The 18,609-nt window shown below is 60.7% G+C and carries 15 protein-coding genes; 7 read left to right on the forward strand and 8 right to left on the reverse strand.

The annotated features are described in order from the left end of the window. Window positions 1–49: 49 nt before the first annotated feature. The 3 genes from G6N78_RS07820 to G6N78_RS07830 all read left to right on the forward strand — a co-directional run bounded on the left by G6N78_RS07820 (window position 50) and on the right by G6N78_RS07830 (window position 2,911). Window positions 50–1,672, forward strand: coding sequence for an ABC-F family ATP-binding cassette domain-containing protein (locus G6N78_RS07820; protein ID WP_165217175.1), 1,623 nt, complete (start codon window positions 50–52; stop codon window positions 1,670–1,672). Between the two features lie 86 nt (window positions 1,673–1,758). Further along, window positions 1,759–2,403: a DUF6946 family protein gene (locus G6N78_RS07825; RefSeq protein ID WP_165217177.1), complete on the forward strand. Its 645-nt coding sequence runs from the start codon at window positions 1,759–1,761 to the stop codon at window positions 2,401–2,403. A gap of 61 nt (window positions 2,404–2,464) precedes the next feature. Beyond that, entirely contained in the window at window positions 2,465–2,911 is a 447-nt protein-coding gene (locus tag G6N78_RS07830; protein ID WP_165217178.1) for a thermonuclease family protein, read from the forward strand. Window positions 2,912–2,958: 47 nt separating this feature from the next. Here the strand turns inward: G6N78_RS07830 and acs are convergent, their stop codons facing one another. After that, window positions 2,959–4,920, reverse strand: a complete 1,962-nt coding sequence (acs, locus tag G6N78_RS07835; protein ID WP_165217180.1) for an acetate--CoA ligase — start codon at window positions 4,918–4,920, stop codon at window positions 2,959–2,961. Window positions 4,921–5,141: 221 nt separating this feature from the next. Here acs and G6N78_RS07840 point away from each other — a divergent pair, with 221 nt between their 5' ends. Beyond that, window positions 5,142–5,843: a DUF1013 domain-containing protein gene (locus G6N78_RS07840; protein WP_165217182.1), complete on the forward strand. Its 702-nt coding sequence runs from the start codon at window positions 5,142–5,144 to the stop codon at window positions 5,841–5,843. Window positions 5,844–5,916: 73 nt separating this feature from the next. Here G6N78_RS07840 and G6N78_RS07845 read toward each other — a convergent pair whose 3' ends face one another. Next, window positions 5,917–7,848: a propionyl-CoA synthetase gene (locus G6N78_RS07845; RefSeq protein WP_165217183.1), complete on the reverse strand. Its 1,932-nt coding sequence runs from the start codon at window positions 7,846–7,848 to the stop codon at window positions 5,917–5,919. A gap of 109 nt (window positions 7,849–7,957) precedes the next feature. After that, complete coding sequence (locus G6N78_RS07850) at window positions 7,958–8,617, reverse strand: YggS family pyridoxal phosphate-dependent enzyme (RefSeq protein WP_165217185.1); 660 nt, start codon at window positions 8,615–8,617, stop codon at window positions 7,958–7,960. A gap of 162 nt (window positions 8,618–8,779) precedes the next feature. Here G6N78_RS07850 and leuS point away from each other — a divergent pair, with 162 nt between their 5' ends. The 3 genes from leuS (at window position 8,780) to holA (ending at window position 12,979) form a co-directional block, all read left to right on the forward strand. After that, the gene (gene leuS / locus G6N78_RS07855) at window positions 8,780–11,413 is read left to right on the forward strand and encodes a leucine--tRNA ligase (RefSeq protein WP_165217187.1); all 2,634 of its coding nucleotides are present in this window, start codon (window positions 8,780–8,782) and stop codon (window positions 11,411–11,413) included. An 85-nt stretch (window positions 11,414–11,498) separates the two neighbouring features. Next, complete coding sequence (locus G6N78_RS07860) at window positions 11,499–11,924, forward strand: LPS assembly lipoprotein LptE (RefSeq protein ID WP_234905908.1); 426 nt, start codon at window positions 11,499–11,501, stop codon at window positions 11,922–11,924. 5 nt (window positions 11,925–11,929) lie between these two features. After that, the gene (gene holA, locus G6N78_RS07865) at window positions 11,930–12,979 is read left to right on the forward strand and encodes a DNA polymerase III subunit delta (RefSeq protein WP_165217189.1); all 1,050 of its coding nucleotides are present in this window, start codon (window positions 11,930–11,932) and stop codon (window positions 12,977–12,979) included. A gap of 36 nt (window positions 12,980–13,015) precedes the next feature. Here the strand turns inward: holA and G6N78_RS07870 are convergent, their stop codons facing one another. Genes G6N78_RS07870 through mnmE form a run of 5 tightly spaced genes read right to left on the reverse strand, consistent with a single transcriptional unit; the run spans window position 13,016 to window position 18,566 of the window. Then, a complete protein-coding gene (locus G6N78_RS07870) occupies window positions 13,016–13,897 on the reverse strand; it encodes a ParB/RepB/Spo0J family partition protein (RefSeq protein WP_165217191.1) in 882 nt (293 codons plus the stop codon). A gap of 21 nt (window positions 13,898–13,918) precedes the next feature. Continuing rightward, entirely contained in the window at window positions 13,919–14,710 is a 792-nt protein-coding gene (locus G6N78_RS07875; RefSeq protein ID WP_165217193.1) for a ParA family protein, read from the reverse strand. A 20-nt stretch (window positions 14,711–14,730) separates the two neighbouring features. After that, entirely contained in the window at window positions 14,731–15,348 is a 618-nt protein-coding gene (gene rsmG, locus G6N78_RS07880; protein ID WP_165217195.1) for a 16S rRNA (guanine(527)-N(7))-methyltransferase RsmG, read from the reverse strand. After that, window positions 15,348–17,219, reverse strand: a complete 1,872-nt coding sequence (gene mnmG / locus G6N78_RS07885) for a tRNA uridine-5-carboxymethylaminomethyl(34) synthesis enzyme MnmG (RefSeq protein ID WP_165217197.1) — start codon at window positions 17,217–17,219, stop codon at window positions 15,348–15,350. Before mnmG ends, rsmG begins: the two co-directional genes overlap by 1 nt. 36 nt (window positions 17,220–17,255) lie before the next feature. After that, window positions 17,256–18,566, reverse strand: a complete 1,311-nt coding sequence (gene mnmE / locus G6N78_RS07890; RefSeq protein WP_165217199.1) for a tRNA uridine-5-carboxymethylaminomethyl(34) synthesis GTPase MnmE — start codon at window positions 18,564–18,566, stop codon at window positions 17,256–17,258. Between the last annotated feature and the right edge of the window lie 43 nt (window positions 18,567–18,609).

Genomic DNA, 18,609 nt, shown 5'->3' on the forward strand with positions numbered 1-18,609 from the left:
TAAGGACGCCGATTTTTCCTCCCGGCACCAGCCCCGCGACAAAGACCCTATGATCCGTATCGAAAACGTCTCCAAGCAGAACAGCCACCGGCTTCTCTACATCGAAGCCTCCGCGGCCCTCAACAAGGGCGAGAAGATCGGCCTCGTTGGGCCGAACGGTGCCGGCAAGACTACCCTCTTCCGCATGATCACCGGCGAGGAACAGCCGGACGAGGGGCAGATCGCGGTCGAGAAGGGCGTCACCATCGGCTATTTCAACCAGGATGTCGGCGAAATGGCCGGACGTTCGGCGGTGGCGGAGGTGATGGACGGTGCCGGCCCCGTCAGCATTGTGGCTGCCGAGCTGCACGAGCTGGAAGCCGCCATGTCCGATCCCGACCGCATGGATGAGATGGACGCCATCATCGAGCGTTACGGCGAGGTGCAGGCACGCTACGAGGAACTGGACGGCTATGGTCTGGAGGGCCGGGCGCGCGAGGTGCTGGCGGGCCTCTCCTTCAGCCAGGAGATGATGGATGGCGATGTCGGCAAACTGTCCGGCGGCTGGAAGATGCGCGTGGCGCTCGCCCGCATTCTGTTGATGCGCCCGGACGTGATGCTGCTCGATGAGCCGAGCAACCATCTCGATCTCGAAAGCCTGATCTGGCTTGAAAACTTCCTGAAGACCTATGACGGCGCGCTGCTGATGACCTCGCACGACCGCGAATTCATGAACCGCATCGTCAACAAGATCATCGAGATCGATGCCGGTTCGCTCAACAGCTATTCCGGCGACTACGGGTTTTACGAACGCCAGCGCGAGCAGAACGAAAAACAGCAGCAGGCGCAGTTCGAACGCCAGCAGGCGATGCTGGCGAAGGAAATCAAGTTCATCGAGCGGTTCAAGGCGCGCGCCTCGCATGCCGCCCAGGTGCAGAGCCGCGTGAAGAAACTCGACAAGATCGACCGGGTGGAGCCGCCGCGCCGCCGCCAGACGGTGGCCTTTGATTTCCTGCCGGCACCGCGCTCCGGTGAAGACGTTGTGACCCTCAAGGGCGTGCACAAGGCCTATGGCTCCCGCACGATCTACGAGGGGCTGGATTTCATGATCCGCAGGCGCGAGCGCTGGTGCATCATGGGTGTCAACGGCGCCGGCAAATCGACCCTCCTCAAGCTGGTCACCGGCTCGACGGAACCAGACCAGGGCGTCGTCAATCTCGGTGCCAGCGTCAAGCTCGGTTATTTCGCCCAGCACGCCATGGATGTTCTGGAGGGCGACAGCACGATCCTGCAGTGGCTGGAAGAACGTTTCCCGAAGGCCGGCCAGGCGCCGCTCCGGGCGCTCAGCGGCTGTTTCGGTTTTTCCGGCGATGACGTGGAAAAACGCTGCCGGGTGTTGTCCGGTGGCGAAAAGGCCCGGCTGGTAATGGCGGCCATGCTGTTCGATCCGCCGAACTTCCTGGTGCTGGACGAACCGACCAACCACCTCGACCTCGACACGAAGGAAATGCTGATCAAGGCGCTGTCGAGCTTCGAGGGGACCATGCTGTTCGTCAGCCACGATCGCCATTTCCTCGGCGCCCTCTCTAACCGGGTTCTGGAACTGACGCCGGACGGCATCCACCAGTATGGCGGCGGTTATCTCGAATATGTCGAACGCACCGGTTACGAGGCACCCGGCCTCACCGCCTAAAGGCGCTCTTGCCAAACACCGCTACGTTGCGTCTCCTGTGGCGACAACACCGGGCAGGGGCGTCGATGGTGGGGCAGAGGATTTTTGTGCCAAGCCTGGGGGCTGCAGATTGGCAGCGCCTGCTGGCCGAACCGGACAAACAGTGGCGGACCGGTTATTCCGCCCGCACGCTCGCGCACTGCTGGCAGGACCATGACGGCCTGCCGCCGGAAATCGCCACCTTTTTTCCGGAGAAGCCGACACTTCTGCTGGCGATCCCGGAATACAAGGTGCCTTTGCCGGGCGGTCGCCGCGACAGCCAGAGCGACATTTTTGCGCTTGTCCGTTTTGGCGAGACAGTCAGCTCGGTGATGGTGGAAGGCAAGGTGGAGGAACCCTTCGGTCCGACGCTGGGCGAATGGCTGGACAAGGCCTCTGACGGAAAGAAAACCCGTCTGGCCGCCATTTGCGACTGCCTGGGGCTCAAGGCACCGCTCGACCCGTCGATCCGCTACCAACTCCTGCACCGGACGGCGGCGGCCGTGATCGAGGCGAAGCGCTTCAAGACGGCGGAAGCGGCGATGATTGTTCATTCCTTTTCCCGCACCCGCGCCTGGCGGGGGGATTTCGAAGCCTTCTGCGCTCTGTTTCCCTCGACAACGGAGGGACCAGCACATTGCGTGACGCTGCCGGACGGGCGAAGGCTCCGGCTTGGCTGGGCGCAGGGAGAGGAAGCTTATCTCCGCGCTTGAACCCATGATAGGCCGTTATTCCTATTGACGGGTCTGGTAGCGACGGAATATATTCTTATCCATGATAGTCCAGCGCACGCTCATCGCTCTGCTTCTGCCTCTCCTTCCGGTCGCCGCTTATGCGGAAACGGTGGTGGAAGGCCCTGTTTCGGCAGACGTGGTGCGGGTGATCGATGGCGACACGCTGCTGGTTCTCGCCCGCCCCTGGCCGCAGCAGACGGTCGAGGTCTATGTGCGCCTCAGAGGCATCGACACGCCGGAACTCAGATCGGCCTGCGCGGAGGGTCGGCAGGCCGCGGATGAGGTCCGGCATTTGCTGGAGGAGATGGCGAGTGCCTCGCCCAAGGTGTCACTCACGAAGATTGCCGCCGACAAATATTTCGGTCGGATCGTGGCCGATGTGGCGCTGGCCGATGGCCGCAATCCGGCGCGCGAGATGATGGCCGCCGGACTTGCCACACACTATGCGGGCAAAGGTCGCAAGAACGATCTGTGTATCCAGCATTAAAGGATGGTCACGCGGCGGATGTGGGACACATCCGCCGCGATGATCGGTCAGGCGGCGGCTGGCGCCTTGTTCTGGCGGTTGGCGATCAGATCGTCCACGACGGCGGGATCGGCGAGCGTCGAGGTATCGCCGAGTGCGCCAAAATCGTCTTCGGCGATCTTGCGCAGGATACGGCGCATGATCTTGCCGGAGCGCGTCTTGGGCAGGCCCGGCGCGAACTGGATCTTGTCCGGTGTCGCAATCGGTCCGATTTCCTGGCGCACGTGCTTCACCAGCTCCTGGCGGAGCGCATCGGTGCCTTCGTTGCCCTCCATCAGCGTGACATAGCAGTAGATGCCCTGGCCCTTGACGTTGTGCGGATAACCGACAACGGCGGCCTCCGACACCAGATTGTGCGACACCAGCGCCGATTCCACTTCTGCCGTACCGAGACGGTGGCCCGACACGTTCAGAACGTCATCGACGCGACCGGTGATCCAGTAATAGCCGTCCTCATCCCGCCGGCAGCCGTCACCGGTGAAATACTTGCCCTTGTAAGTGGAGAAGTAGGTCTGGATGAAACGCTCGTGGTCGCCATAGACCGTGCGCATCTGCCCCGGCCAGCTGTCGGTGATGCAGAGATTGCCGTCAGCCGGACCGTCCAGCACATTGCCTTCGTTATCGACCAGCTGCGGCTGGATGCCGAAGAAGGGCAGGGTGGCGGAACCGGGCTTCAGATCCGTGGCGCCGGGCAGCGGGGTGATCATGTGGCCGCCGGTTTCGGTCTGCCACCAGGTATCGACCACGGCGCAGCGCTTGTCGCCGACGACGTTGTAATACCATTCCCAGGCTTCCGGATTGATCGGCTCGCCGACGGTGCCGAGCAGACGCAGGCTGGAGCGTGAGGAGCGCGTGACGAATTCGTCGCCCGCCCCCATCAGCGACCGGATCGCCGTCGGCGCGGTGTAGAAGATGTTGACCTTATGTTTATCGACCACTTCCCAGAAACGCCCCTGGTCCGGGAAGTTCGGCACGCCTTCGAACATCAGCGAGGTGGCGCAGTTCGCCAGCGGCCCGTAGACGATGTAGGAATGGCCGGTGACCCAGCCGACATCGGCCGTGCACCAGTAGATGTCGCCGTCGTGATAGTCGAAAACATATTCGTGCGTCATCGCGGCATAGACGAGATAGCCGCCGGTGGTGTGCAACACGCCCTTCGGCTTGCCCGTGGAACCGGAGGTGTAAAGGATGAACAGCGGGTCTTCCGCCTTCATCTTCACCGGTTCGCAGTGGCCCTTCACGCTGGCGATTTCCTGGTGGTACCAATGGTCGCGGCCCGGCGCCCAGTTGACCTTGCCGCCGGTGCGGCGCACCACGAGCACGTTGTTGACGGTGACATACTGGCGAGCCGCGATATGGATCGCCTTGTCGGTGTTTTCCTTCAGCGGCACCGGTTTGCCGCCGCGCACGCCCTCGTCGCAGGTGATCACGAAGGTCGATTCACAGTCGACGATACGACCGGCGAGCGCTTCCGGTGAGAAGCCGCCAAAGACAACCGAATGCACCGCGCCGATGCGGGCGCAGGCCAGCATGGCATAGGCCGCTTCCGGGATCATTGGCATGTAGATGGTGACGCGGTCGCCCTTCTTGACGCCGTGCTTCTTCAAGACGTTCGCCAGCCGGCAGACCTGATCATAGAGCTGGTTATAGGTGATCTTCTTGTCGATATACGGGTTGTCGCCTTCCCAGATGATGGCGGTGCGTTCGCCATGGGTCTTCAGGTGACGGTCGATGCAGTTGTAGGAAACGTTGGTCAGCCCGTCCTCGAACCACTTGATCGAGACCTTGCCCTTGAAGGAGGTGTTCTTGACCTTCGTGTACGGCTTGAACCAGTCGATACGCTTGCCATGCTTTCCCCAGAACTTGTCCGGGTTCTCGACGCTTTCCTCGTACCACTTGAGGTACTTGTCACGATCGATCAGTGCACGTGCCTTGACCTGTTTCTGGACCGGGTAGACTTTTTCCGACATCAAATCCTCCTCATTCCTCCACGACCTTCGCTTGAACCGCGCGGCCACCTTGGTATCTAGTTTTATCAGCTGGTTCGATGGCGGCAATTAGACAAAGGGTCATGCCGCTTGAACAATTGCAATTTCTGAGAATTGCAGTTATAGAGCCCGTCAATTCCCGGAACATTGTGGTACAGCCCACGGCCCGCGACACCGGCGCGGACGATAGAAGGATCATATCCATGGCTCAACAATTGCTCATGCCAAAGGCGACGGCGGTCTGGCTCGTCGACAACACAGCGCTGTCCTTCGATCAGATCGCCCAGTTCTGCAAATTGCATCCGCTTGAAGTGAAAGCAATTGCGGATGGCGAGGCCGCACAGGGCATCAAGGGTCTCGATCCGATCGCAACGGGCCAGCTGTCGCGCGATGAAATCGCCCGCGGCGAAAAGGATGTGAACTACAAGCTGAAGCTCTCCGACCCGAAGGTGCGGGTGCCGGAATCCAAGCGCCGCGGCCCGCGCTACACGCCGGTCTCCAAGCGCCAGGACCGCCCGAACGCCATCCTCTGGCTGGTGCGCAACCATCCGGAACTGAAGGACACGCAGATCTCGCGTCTCGTCGGCACCACCAAATCGACGATCGAGCAGATCCGTGACCGCAGCCACTGGAATTCGGCCAATCTGACGCCGATGGATCCGGTGACGCTTGGCCTCTGCAGCCAGATCGACCTGGACCTGGAAGTGGAACGCGCCTCGAAGAACCGTCCGCTGCCGACAACTGCCGAACTCGGCGCCACGCTGCAGGCCGCCGCCGAGACGGAAAACCTCGGCTATCGTTACGAGCGCGAAGAAGAGAAGGAAATCGACGCCAACGCCGTTTTCGCAAAACTCTCGTCGCTGAAGTCCACCCGCCGCGACGAGGACGAAGACGACAACTTCTAAGTCGCCGTTCTCCGAGACTGTCTGCTGAAAGCCGGGCCACATGCCCGGCTTTTGCGTATTCGGTCAAATCGCGTCAGGCGCTGAGGGCCTGCCGATTGCAGCTATAGCCATGCTTTGCGAGGATCTCGCCGATCTCGTCCAGGATGACCGGATCATCGATGGTGGCCGGCATTCTCCAGGGCAGGCCATCGGCCATCTTCTGCATCGTCCCGCGCAGGATTTTTCCCGACCGCGTCTTCGGCAGCCGGTTGACGATCATCACCGTGCGGAACGCCGCGACCGGCCCGATCTCGTTGCGTACCAGATCGACGATCTCGCGCGTGATGAGCGACGGGTCGCGCTCCACGCGGTTCTTCAGCACCAGGAAACCGCAAGGAATCTGACCCTTCAGCGCATCCGCCACGCCGATGACCGCGCATTCAGCCACGTCCGGATGCATGGCGCAGACCTCTTCCATAGCACCGGTCGAAAGGCGGTGGCCGGCGCAGTTGATGATGTCGTCCGTGCGCGCCATGACGAAGACATAACCGTCCTCATCCACCATGCCGGCATCGGCCGTCTTGTAGTAGCCCGGAAACTCGTCCAGGCAGGCAGTGCGAAACCGCTCGTCCGCCTTCCAGAAGCTGACGAGGCAGCCGGGCGGCAGCGGCAGCTTGATGACGATATTGCCGAGCGTTCCCGCCGGCACCGGATGACCAGCATCATCCACGACCTCGATCGCATGACCGGGCATGGGCAGCGTCGGCGACCCGTGCTTGACCGGCAGAAGGCCAAGCCCCAGCGGATTGGCGGCGATCGGCCAGCCGGTCTCGGTCTGCCACCAATGATCCACCACCGGCACCTTCAGCACCCGTTCGGCCCATTTCAGCGTTTCCGGATCGGCCCGTTCGCCAGCGAGGAAGAGCGCCCGCATGCCGGAGAGATCATGCTTCGCCACGAGATCGCCGTCCGGATCATCCCGGCGGATGGCGCGAAACGCTGTCGGCGCGGTGAACAGCACCTTCACGTCATACTCCTCGACGATGCGCCAGAAGGCGCCCGCATCCGGCGTGCCGACCGGTTTGCCTTCGTAGACCACGGTTGGATTGCCGGCGAGCAGCGGCGCATAGACGATGTAGGAATGGCCGACGACCCAGCCGATATCGGAGGCGGCCCAGAAGGCCTCGCCCCGTTCGACGCCGTAAAGATTGCGCATGGTCCAGTTGAGGGCCACCATATGTCCGCCATTATCCCGCACCACCCCTTTGGGCTGGCCGGTCGTTCCGGAGGTGTAGAGCACGTAAAGCGGATCCGTGGCCGCCACCGGCTCGCAGGCGACGACGGTTCCCTTCACCTTTTCGGCTTCCACCGCCTGGGCGAAATCCATGTCGCCATGTTCGTAGCGCAGCACCGCATGCATCTGGTCTCGCTGCAGGATCAGGCAACAATCCGGCTTGACCTTCGCCATATCGACCGCCTGGTCGAGCAGCGGCTTGTAAGCGACGACGCGGCCCGGCTCCAGGCCACAGCTGGCGCTGATCACCACCTTGGCTTCCGAATCATCCAGCCGTGTTGCCAGTTCATGCGCGGCAAAGCCGCCGAAGACCACCGAATGGATGGCGCCAAGGCGGGCACAGGCCAGCATGGAGAAGATCGCCTCCGGCACCATCGGCATGTAGATGATCACACGATCACCCTTGCCGACGCCGAGCCCCTTCAGGACTGCGGCCACCGCCTGCACTTCCACCAGCAGCTCGTCGTAGGTCAAGATACGCTTTTCGCCGGTCATGGCGCTGTCGAAGATCAGCGCCCGTTCGGCACCGCGCCCTTCGGCCACATGGCGGTCGATGCAGTTGTAGCAGGTGTTCGTTTCGCCACCGACAAACCAGCGGCCATAGACGCCCTGGTCCTTGTCGAAGATCGTCTCCGGCGGTGTGAACCAGTGGATGTCCTTGGCGGCCTCTGCCCAGAACGCCGCCGGGTCCTGCAGCCAGCCTTCATAGACCGAATGATATCGGCTCTTCATGTTTTCCTCCCTTGATCCGCCACGTCCTCCAGCGGCAGTTTAGGGAGGGATCAGACACGGGTGAAGCCCGACGAAAGGGGCACGCCTTCCGTCAAAAGTCTGGCATTTGTCAACGATGGCCGAAAATGGCAGAGCCGACGCGCACGCTGGTGGCGCCGAACGCAATCGCCGTCTCGAAATCACCGGACATGCCCATGGAGAGCCGCTCCACCCCGCATTGCGCCGCCAGCTTGGCAAGAAGCGCAAAATAGGGGCCGGGATTGCCCTCGGCCGGCGGAATGCACATCAATCCTTCGATGGTAAGCCCCAGTTCCTCGCGGCAGAAGCGGACAAAGGCGACCGTCTCCTTCGGCTTGATACCCGCCTTTTGCGGCTCCATGCCGATATTGACCTGCACATAGAGCCGAACGGTGCGCCCCTGCCTCTTCATCTCGTCGGCGATGGCGCGCGCGATTTTCTCGCGGTCGATGGTCTCGATCACGTCGAACAGGGCAACCGCATTGGCCGCCTTGTTGGATTGCAGCGGGCCGATGAGATGCAGTTCGAGACCGGGCGTTTCAGCCTTCAGTTCCGGCCACTTGCCTTCGCTTTCCTGCACGCGGTTTTCGCCGAACACCCGCTGACCGCTTTCGATCACCGGACGAATGGCATCGGCCTCGAAGGTCTTTGAGACGGCAACCAGCGTGACGCTGCCGGACGCGCGGCCCGCCTCGTCTTCGGCCGCTGCGATCTTGCGGCGGACATCCGCCAGTCGTTCCTCGACATCCATTGCGCACACTCCCTGAGATCGGACCCTTGGCGATTAGCCGCATGTCCCCCACATGCCAAGGGCGTGAAGCGGAAATTTGCCGGAAACGCCGCCAAAACTTGACGCTCCCTGCCATTCGTGGTGAAGGTCACCCATCTTATTCGTACCCGGAATTTCATTGAAATGGCGACCGAACGTTACAATCCGCGGGATGCCGAACCCCGTTGGCAAAAGAAGTGGGCCGAAGCGAAAACCTTCGAGACCGACAATGGCGACCCGCGCGACAAATATTACGTGCTCGAGATGTTTCCCTATCCGTCGGGACGCATTCACATGGGCCATGTGCGCAACTATGCGATGGGCGATGTGGTGGCGCGCTACAAGCGTGCCCGCGGCTTCAACGTTCTTCACCCGATGGGCTGGGATGCCTTCGGCATGCCGGCGGAAAATGCCGCCATGCAGAACAAGGTCCATCCCAAGGAATGGACCTACCAGAACATCGCCACCATGCGGGCCCAGCTGAAATCCATGGGTCTGTCGCTCGACTGGTCGCGCGAATTCGCCACCTGCGACGTCGATTATTACCATCGCCAGCAGCACCTCTTCCTCGACATGATGGAAAAGGGCCTGGTCTACCGCAAGCAGTCTAAGGTGAACTGGGACCCGGTCGATCAGACGGTTCTCGCCAACGAGCAGGTGATCGACGGGCGCGGCTGGCGCTCCGGCGCGCTGGTGGAACAGCGCGAACTGACGCAGTGGTTCTTCAAGATCACCGATTTTGCCCAGGATCTGCTCGACGCGCTGGATACACTCGATCAGTGGCCGGACAAGGTCCGTCTGATGCAGAAGAACTGGATCGGCCGTTCCGAGGGTCTCACGATCCGCTGGGAACTGTCCGAGCCGAGCCGCGCGGCGGCCGACTGCAGCGAGATCGAAGTTTACACCACGCGTCCCGATACGCTGTTCGGCGCCTCGTTCCTGGCCATCTCCGCCGATCATCCGGTGGCGAAGGCGCTTTCCGCCGCCCGTGCCGACGTGCAGGAATTCTGCGAGGAATGCCGCCGCCAGGGGACTTCGCTGGCTGCACTCGAAACGGCTGAAAAGAAGGGCATGGATACCGGACTGACGGTCAGGCATCCGCTCGATCCCTCCTGGGAACTGCCGGTTTACATCGCCAACTTCGTGCTGATGGAATACGGCACGGGCGCCATCTTCGGCTGCCCGTCCGGCGACCAGCGCGACCTCGATTTCGCCCGCAAATACGATCTGCCCGTGGTTCCCGTGGTCATGCCGGCCGATGGTGATGCGGCAAGCTTCGAGATCGGCGCGGAAGCCTATGACGGCGACGGCGTGATGATCAACTCGCGCTTCCTCGACGGCCTGCCGACAGACGAGGCCTTCCAGAAGGTGGCGGGCATGCTGACCGGGCAGACGCTCGGCAATGCCCCGCAGGCGGCCCGCAAGGTGAATTTCCGCCTGCGCGACTGGGGCATTTCGCGTCAGCGTTATTGGGGCTGCCCGATCCCGGTCATCCATTGCGATGATTGCGGCGTGGTTCCGGTGCCGAAGCAGGATCTGCCGGTGAAACTGCCGGACGACGTCACCTTCGACGTGCCGGGCAATCCGCTGGACCGCCATCCGACCTGGCGCAACGTGGCCTGCCCGCATTGCGGCAAGCCGGCCCGGCGCGAGACGGATACGATGGATACCTTCGTCGATTCCAGCTGGTATTTCACCCGCTTCACAGCCCCTTGGGAAAACAACCCGACGGACCCGAAGATCGCCGACCACTGGCTGCCGGTGGACCAGTATATTGGAGGCATCGAACACGCGATCCTGCATCTGCTCTATTCCCGTTTCTTCACCCGCGCTATGCGCGAGACGGGCCACGTGGGGCTGAACGAACCCTTCAAGGGCCTCTTCACCCAGGGCATGGTGGTGCATGAAACCTATCGCCTCGGCGAAGGGCAGAATGGTCACTGGGTGGCACCGGCCGAAATCCGCATCGATGAGGTCGATGGTGTTCGCAAGGCCTACATGATTGCCTCCGGCGAAGAGGTATCGATCGGCTCCATCGAGAAGATGTCGAAGTCGAAGAAGAATGTTGTCGATCCGGACGATATCATCGCCTCCTATGGCGCCGATACGGCCCGCTTCTTCGTGCTCTCCGATTCACCGCCAGACCGTGACGTGATCTGGTCGGAAGCCGGCGTCGAAGGCGCCCATCGGTTTGTCCAGCGAGTCTGGCGCCTGATCTCCGAAGCAGCACCGGTGTTAACGTCAGTGGCGGCGAATCCGGCTAAGGATGGTGCGGCGCTGGCTATCTCTCAGGCCGCGCACAAGACATTGCAAGCGGTCCAGGGCGATTACGACAAGCTGGCCTTCAACAAGGCGGTGGCACGCATCTATGAGTTGGTCAACACCCTTGCTGGGCCTTTGACAAAGGTCGCCGGCGGTGGCGAGGATGCGGCTTACGTTGCCGCTGTCCGCAACGCAGCGGAAATCCTGGTCCAGCTGATTGGCCCGATGACACCACACTTGGCGGAGGAGTGCTGGAACGTGCTCGGCCGCGATGGTTACGTCGCCGAAACGGCTTGGCCGATCTTCGATCCGGAGCTGGTTGCCGACGACCAGGTGCTGATGCCGGTGCAGATCAACGGCAAGAAGCGTGCGGAATTGACAATCTCGCGCGACGCGGATCAGAATGCCGTGCAGCAGGCAGCGCTGCAACTGGAGGCCGTTCAGACAGCTTTGGCTGGCGGGCAGCCGAAGAAGATCATCGTCGTCCCACAGAGGATCATCAACATTGTTGTCTGAGCTTTCGCCCGTCCTTCGGCGCGCTGGTCGCGTTTCTCTGTTCCTGGCAGCTGCCGCTTTGATGGCCGGTTGCCAGGTGCGCCCCATGTACTCCACAGACAGCGCCGTTCCGCAGAAGCTCGCAGCGATCAAGATTTCGCCGGCTGACGACCGGGTGGAGCAGGTGGTGCGCAACCGCCTGATCTTCCTGATGAGCGGAGGTGCTGGCGAAGCCGCAACAGCCGATTATCAGTTGCAGATGAATGTCACGTCAGTTCGTGCCGACATTCTCGATGACGAGATTTCGGCCGTACTGAAACCAAGTCGTGTCACCGTGACGGCAACCTACAGCCTGTCGTCGATAAAGGATCCAAAGGTGCTGAAGCAGGGCACGCGATCTGTGACGGCTCTGGTTGATATCGGCAATCAGGAATTCGCCAAGCTGCGGGCCTATCGTGACGCGGAGGACAGGGCAGGGCGCGAGCTTGCAGAGTTCATCCGTGCGGACCTCGCCTCTGTTCTTGGCCGTTAGGGCGAATGGCGGAAATCAAAGCCCATGAATTCGATCGCTTCTTGCCGAAAGCGATCGATCTCTACCGGATCTTCCTGGTCTATGGCCCGGATCGGGGACTTGTATCCGAGCGGGCAGCGGACTTGGCTGCCAAGGCCGGTGCCAAACCGGATGATCCATTTTCCTTTACGCGCATGGATCTGTCTGACCTGCAGGGCGACCCTGGCCGGCTGGTCGATGAGGTAAATGCACTCGGTCTGTTTGGCGGTGCGAAGGTGATCTGGGTCAAGGGTACAGGGTCCGACAAGGCCCTGACCGAGGGACTACAGGTTCTGCTCTCCTCGTCTTCGGCGGAAAATTTCCTGATCATTGAGGGCGGCGACCTCAAGAAGACGAGCCCGCTGCGCAAGATCTGCGAGCAGGGAAAGATCGTGGTTGCCATTCCCTGCTACGCCGACGATATCAAGGCACTCAATCAACTGGTCGATCAGGAGCTTTCTGCGGAAAACCTGAAGATCACCTCCGATGCCCGCGAAAGATTGCTGGAGGTGCTGGGCGGTGACCGTGTGGCCTCCCGCAACGAGATCCGTAAGCTTGCCCTCTATTGCCGCGGCACGGGAACCGTGACCGAGGACCATGTCCTCGATATCATTGGTGACGCGAGCGCCATTTCCACGGACGATGCGGTGGATTGTGTGCTGAAGGGCGATGTGGCCGGTCTGCACCGCGCGGTCCAAAAGATCACCGCATCGAAAACACCGATCTTCCTTGTTCTTCAATCCTGCCTGAAGCAGTTTCAGCTGCTGGACCTGATGCGGACGGAGATGGAGGAAAAGCGGACACCAGCAACACAGGTGATGCAGACCACCGGCCGCCATATCCACTTCAAACGCAAGCCGCTGTTTGAGGCAGCGCTGCGCAACTGGCCCGTGGACGCATTGGCTCGCGAAGCAAACCGCCTGCAGACGGCGGTCCTGCAATCACGCCAGAAGGCTGTGCTGGAGGATACGATCGCGTTCCAGACCTTGCTCGCCACCGCTCTTCAATCGGCGCGAGCCGCCGGGCGTCAGACCTGACGAAAGCAGGCGGTGCGCGCGACCACCGTCGAGCCGTCAGCGGCGCTCCAGAAGCCGGCAAATCTCTTCCAGCTGCTCCAGGGTGCGGTAGCTGATCTTGATCTGGCCACCCGTTCCCTTGTGGTTGATCTTGATATCGAGACCAAGCGAATCCGACAGGCTGCGTTCCAGCGCAAGCGTGTCGGAATCCTTTTCCTTGCTGCCATGGACACTCGTCGGCTCCGACTGGGCCTTAATATCGTTCTGCGCAAGACGTTCGGCATCTCGCACGGACATGCCCTTGGTGACGATCGTGCGCGCGAGCGACACGGGATCCGAGGTCGAGACGAGAGCCCGGGCATGACCGGCAGACAGATCTCCCGTCGCCAGCATGTCCCGCACGGGATCCGGCAGTTTCAGAAGACGCAGGCTATTGGCCACATGGCTGCGGCTCTTGCCGATGATTTCGCCAAGATCATTCTGGGTGTAGCCGTGTTCGGCAATCAGCTGCTCATAGCCCAAAGCTTCTTCGAGCGGATTAAGGTCGGACCGCTGAACGTTCTCGACAATCGCAATCTCGAGAGCCGTTCTGTCATCCACGTCACGAACGATGACAGGGATCTCGATCAACCCCGCCAGCTGGGCAGCCCGCCAGCGCCGTTCCCCGGCAATAATTTCGAAAGCTGATCCTCTGGGGCGCACGACGACCGGCTGAACGATGCCGTGTTGACGAATGGAGCTGGACAGATCCTGCAGCTCCGCTTCGTCGAACATGCGGCGCGGGTTGCGCGGGTTGCGCGTGATATGCTCGATCGGCACCATCCGGTCGGGACTGATCGTTTTCGCCGATGGCTCACCAAGGGGAACCGTCTGGTCGATTTCGCCGATCAATGCAGCCAGGCCGCGGCCCAGTCGCCGTTTGGAGGGATCGTCATTCATGTTTCATACCTTCGAACGAGTTCAGGCCGCCTTCCGGCGCCGTTCACGCTGGATGACCTCCGAGGCCAGCTGCAGATAGGCCTGACTGCCGGCGCATTTGAGATCATAGAGGATAGCCGGCTTACCATAGGAAGGCGCTTCTGACACCCGCACATTGCGCGGAATGAGCGTGTGGTAAACTTTTTCCCCGAGATAGGTCCGGACATCACTGACAACCTGCTGCGCCAGATTGTTGCGCGCATCGAACATGGTCAGCACCACGCCCTGGATATCCAATCGCGGATTGACCGTCTGACGGACCTGGTTCACCGTTTCCAGCAACTGGCTGAGGCCTTCGAGCGCAAAAAATTCGCACTGGAGCGGCACCAGAACGGAATGCGCCGCGGCCATGGCATTGATGGTCAGAAGATTGAAAGAGGGCGGGCAATCGAGCAGGATATAGCTATAGCTCGCCGCCTCCGGGCTCGTCAGCGCACGTCGAAGGCGAAAGGCGCGATCGGATTGCTGTGCAATCTCCATTTCCAACCCCAGAAGGTCCATTGTGGAGGGGATGATGGAGAGATTGGGAACGGCGGTCGCAACGGCGGCCTCCGAGAGAGTGCAGTTTCCCATCATGACATCAAAGGAAGAGATCTTTCTGTCGCGGCGGTCGATTCCCAATCCCGTGCTGGCATTCCCCTGCGGATCGAGATCGACGATCAGCACCTGTTCTCCGATCGCTGCCAACGCGGTGGCCAGGTTGATCGCCGTCGTGGTTTTACCGACGCCACCCTTCTGGTTGGCGATCGTAATGATGCGGTTAAGCTCGGTCATGGGGACACCTGCTGATGAGGTCAAACCTGGTGCTGCAAGTTGGAGATTTCCAGGATCACGGAATCGTCTTCAACCGCGCTGGCATGTTGTATCAAATCGAAAGACCAACGGCCATTGGCTTTGTTCACTTCGCTGGCGTAATCCCGCCCTTTGTGCAGAAATGCCTTGACGTCCGGCTTGGCAGCCATCCAGGGCGAACAGTAATCCAGCAGCAGAGGCAGCTCTGCCAGGGCACGGGCAGAGATTAGGTCGCAGGTCGGGATCAGCGACGGTGCCTGCTCGATGCGGACCGGATGGACACTTCCGCGTCCTCCGGTTTCCGTCAATGCGGTACGCAGGAAAGAGGCTTTCTTCTGGTTACTTTCGACCAGATGGACCCAGCCATTACCCAGTTCAGCCAGGAAGATCGCCGTTATTATCCCTGGGAAACCGCCACCGGATCCTAGATCCACCCAGGTGTGTGGATGCGGCGACAGCTGGAAAATCTGCGCGCTGTCTGCGATATGCCTTTGCCAAAAGTCGGCCTTCGTCGAAGGCGCCACAAGATTGATGGCTTTCGTCCAACGCTGGAACAGTGTCTCGAACCGTTCAAGACGCTGCACCGTTTCACGTGAAACACTTATCCCGTTCAGCTGCATCACGAGACTCGCAATTCGCGAATCGGCTCGCGCTTCTTAACCAGGGATATAATCAAAGCCAGGGCCGCCGGTGTCATACCGTCCACCTTCGCCGCTTGGGCGATATTGCGAGGCTTGGCACGATCCAGCTTCAACTTCAACTCGTTTGACAGACCAGAAACGTGGCTGAAATCGAAGTCATCCGGAATGCGCCGCTCTTCATCGCGCTGCACCGACTGAATATCTGCGCTCTGGCGCTCCAGGTAAACCGCATAGCCGGCTTCGATTTCCAGGGCCTCAGCGACCTTAGCGGGCAGGGTCTGCAAGTCCGGCCAGACGGATGATAGGACAGAAAGCGAAATATCCGGATAGGATAGAAGGTCGTAACCGCGGCGACGCTGTCCATCCTCATTCAGACGAATGGAGTGGCTGCGAGCTTCCTTCGGAGTCAAGGAAACGCTCTGCAGCAGTGTCCGCCCGCGATCCATCTCGGAGACATAGCCCTCAAATCGCTCTTTGCGATCCTTGCCCACCAGTCCCAGTTCGATGGCGGTGGGTGTTAATCGGATGTCCGCATTGTCAGCCCGCAGCGACAGACGATATTCTGCGCGCGAGGTAAACATCCGATAGGGTTCGGAGACGCCGCGGGATGTTAGATCATCCACCATAACGCCGATGTAGGAATCCGTACGGCTGAAGATGTGGCTCACCTGCCCAAAGGCACGCCGCGCTGCGTTGAGCCCGGCCACCAGGCCCTGGGCCCCAGCTTCCTCGTAACCCGTCGTGCCGTTGATCTGGCCGGCCAGAAATAGACCCGGCATCTTCTTCAACTGCAAATCGGCCGTTAGTTCGCGCGGATCGACATGATCGTATTCGATCGCATATCCGGGCTGGAGGATCTCCACCTTTTCGAGGCCGGGGATTGTCCGGATGAATTGCTCCTGCACATCTGCGGGAAGCGAGGTGGAAATTCCGTTGGGATAAACAGTCGGATCGTCCAGACCTTCCGGCTCCAGAAAAATCTGATGTCCATCCCGTTCGCCAAACCGGACAATCTTGTCTTCGATGGAGGGACAATAGCGCGGCCCGACGCCAGTGATCTGGCCGGAGTACATCGCGGATCTAGAGATGTTGTCCGCAATGATCTTGTGGGTCGCCTCCGTTGTCCGCGTCACACCGCAGGCAATTTGCGGCGTCATGATCCGATCGGTCATGAATGAGAACGGAACCGGATCTTCGTCCGCATCCTGTTTGCCGATGGCGTCCCAATCGATCGTCCGACCATCAAGACGAGCCGGCGTTCCGGTCTTCAGTCGTCCCAGCGACAAGCCGAGTGCGGTCAAGGTTGCAGAAAGGCCGAGGGACGGCGCTTCACCAACACGGCCCGCTGCAACCGTATCGGAACCGATATGAATCACACCCCTTAAGAAGGTCCCCGTGGTTAAGACAACGGAAGACGTCTGATACACTCGTCCGTCCGCCATCACGAGCCCAGTGATGGCGCTATCCGCATGCTGCAAATCGAAAGCATCGCCTTCGATAACATCAATGTTTTCGTGGTCAGCGATGGCCGCTTGCATGGCCTCGCGGTACAGACGTCGATCAGCCTGGGTCCGCGGGCCGCGAACAGCTGGGCCTTTCTTGCGGTTCAGCAGACGAAACTGGATCCCAGACACATCGGCAATCCGCCCCATGAGGCCATCGAGCGCATCGATTTCGCGCACCAGATGGCCTTTTCCGAGCCCGCCTATGGCCGGATTGCAGGACATGACACCAATGGTGTCGCGTCGGTGCGTTACCAGTGCGGTCTTGGCACCCAGTCGCGCCGCAGCCGATGCAGCTTCACATCCGGCGTGGCCACCGCCGATCACAATCACATCAAATTTGGTCATGGTGGTTCCAACTGCCCGGGCAGTGTTTCACGTGAGTCACTTCCCGATACAGAACTCCGAGAAAATGACGTCGAGCATATCTTCCACATCAACACGGCCGGTAATACGACCGAGAGCATCAGCCGCCAACCGAAGGCTTTCCGCGCGAAGATCAAGTTCGCTTCCCCTTAGCGCTTCCTGCAGAAAATGAAAAGCCTTCTGCAGATGGCTAACATGGCGCAAGCGACCGGCCCCGAGGCCGGCGATAGCGGCCCAGTTGACACCGGCACGCTCCACGATCGCCGCGCGGATCTGATCCAGTCCTTCTCCGGTCTCGACAGAAAGGCGGATATCAAACCCACCGGTCTGCGCAGGATGCTGATCTCCCTTGGTTCCGATACGAAGAACGGCTTGGTCCGGCTGTAGGCCCAACAAATGTTGCGGAGGCGAATCGATCTCTTGCAGCAGCAAAACAAGATCTGCATTCTCGGCCGCACGGTGAGCCCGCCGAATGCCTTCCTGCTCCACACGGTCGTCTGTCTCTCGCAGACCAGCGGTGTCGGAGAGGCGAACGCGAAAACCATCCAGATCGAGGTCAACCTCGATAACATCCCGCGTCGTGCCGGCAATCTCCGTTACAATCGCCACGTCGCGCTCGACCAACGCATTGAGGAAGCTCGACTTTCCGGCATTGGGAGGTCCAAGGATGACCACCTTGAAGGCGTCCCGCACGGAACCCGCCTTTTCGGTTGCGGCGATCTGTCGTTCGATCTCGCGCGCGATCCTGGCCACATCGAGCCACACCTGGTCCGAGACGGAACCGGGCACATCATCCTCATCGGCAAAATCGAGTTCCGCTTCGATCAACGCCCGAGCGCGGGTGAGGGCTGTTGCCCAGTCATGGTAACGCCTGGAAAGGCCGCCGGCGCTTTGTTCGATGGCGAGGCGACGCTGCATCTCTGTCTCGGCGGAGATCAGATCACCAAGACCTTCAACCTCCACCAGATCAAGCTTGCCATGATGGAAGGCCCTCTGGGTAAATTCCCCGGCTTCGGCCGGACGAAGTCCCAGGTCCCGCAATTCTGAGAAGATCGCGTTCACCACTGCGCGGCTACCATGAACCTGCAACTCCACGCAATCCTCCCCTGTAAAGGAGGCAGGGCCGGGGAAAACAAGAACCAGGCCGCTATCGATCAGCTCTCTGTTTCGTCGTCGAATCGACCGCAGGACCATGGAGCGGGTTTGCGGAAGGTTTTCAACGAGAAAACCGGCCGCGTGAAACGCAGCCGGTCCGCTGATCCTGATGAGCGCCACGCCGGAGGGCGTCGGGCCGCTCGACAGTGCAAAGATCGTATCGAGGTCTGTCATCCACCCAAACCAACGAAGTCAGCCGGACCTCGAACCATTGAGG

Source organism: Allorhizobium pseudoryzae (assembly GCF_011046245.1).
GTDB lineage: Bacteria > Pseudomonadota > Alphaproteobacteria > Rhizobiales > Rhizobiaceae > Neorhizobium > Neorhizobium pseudoryzae.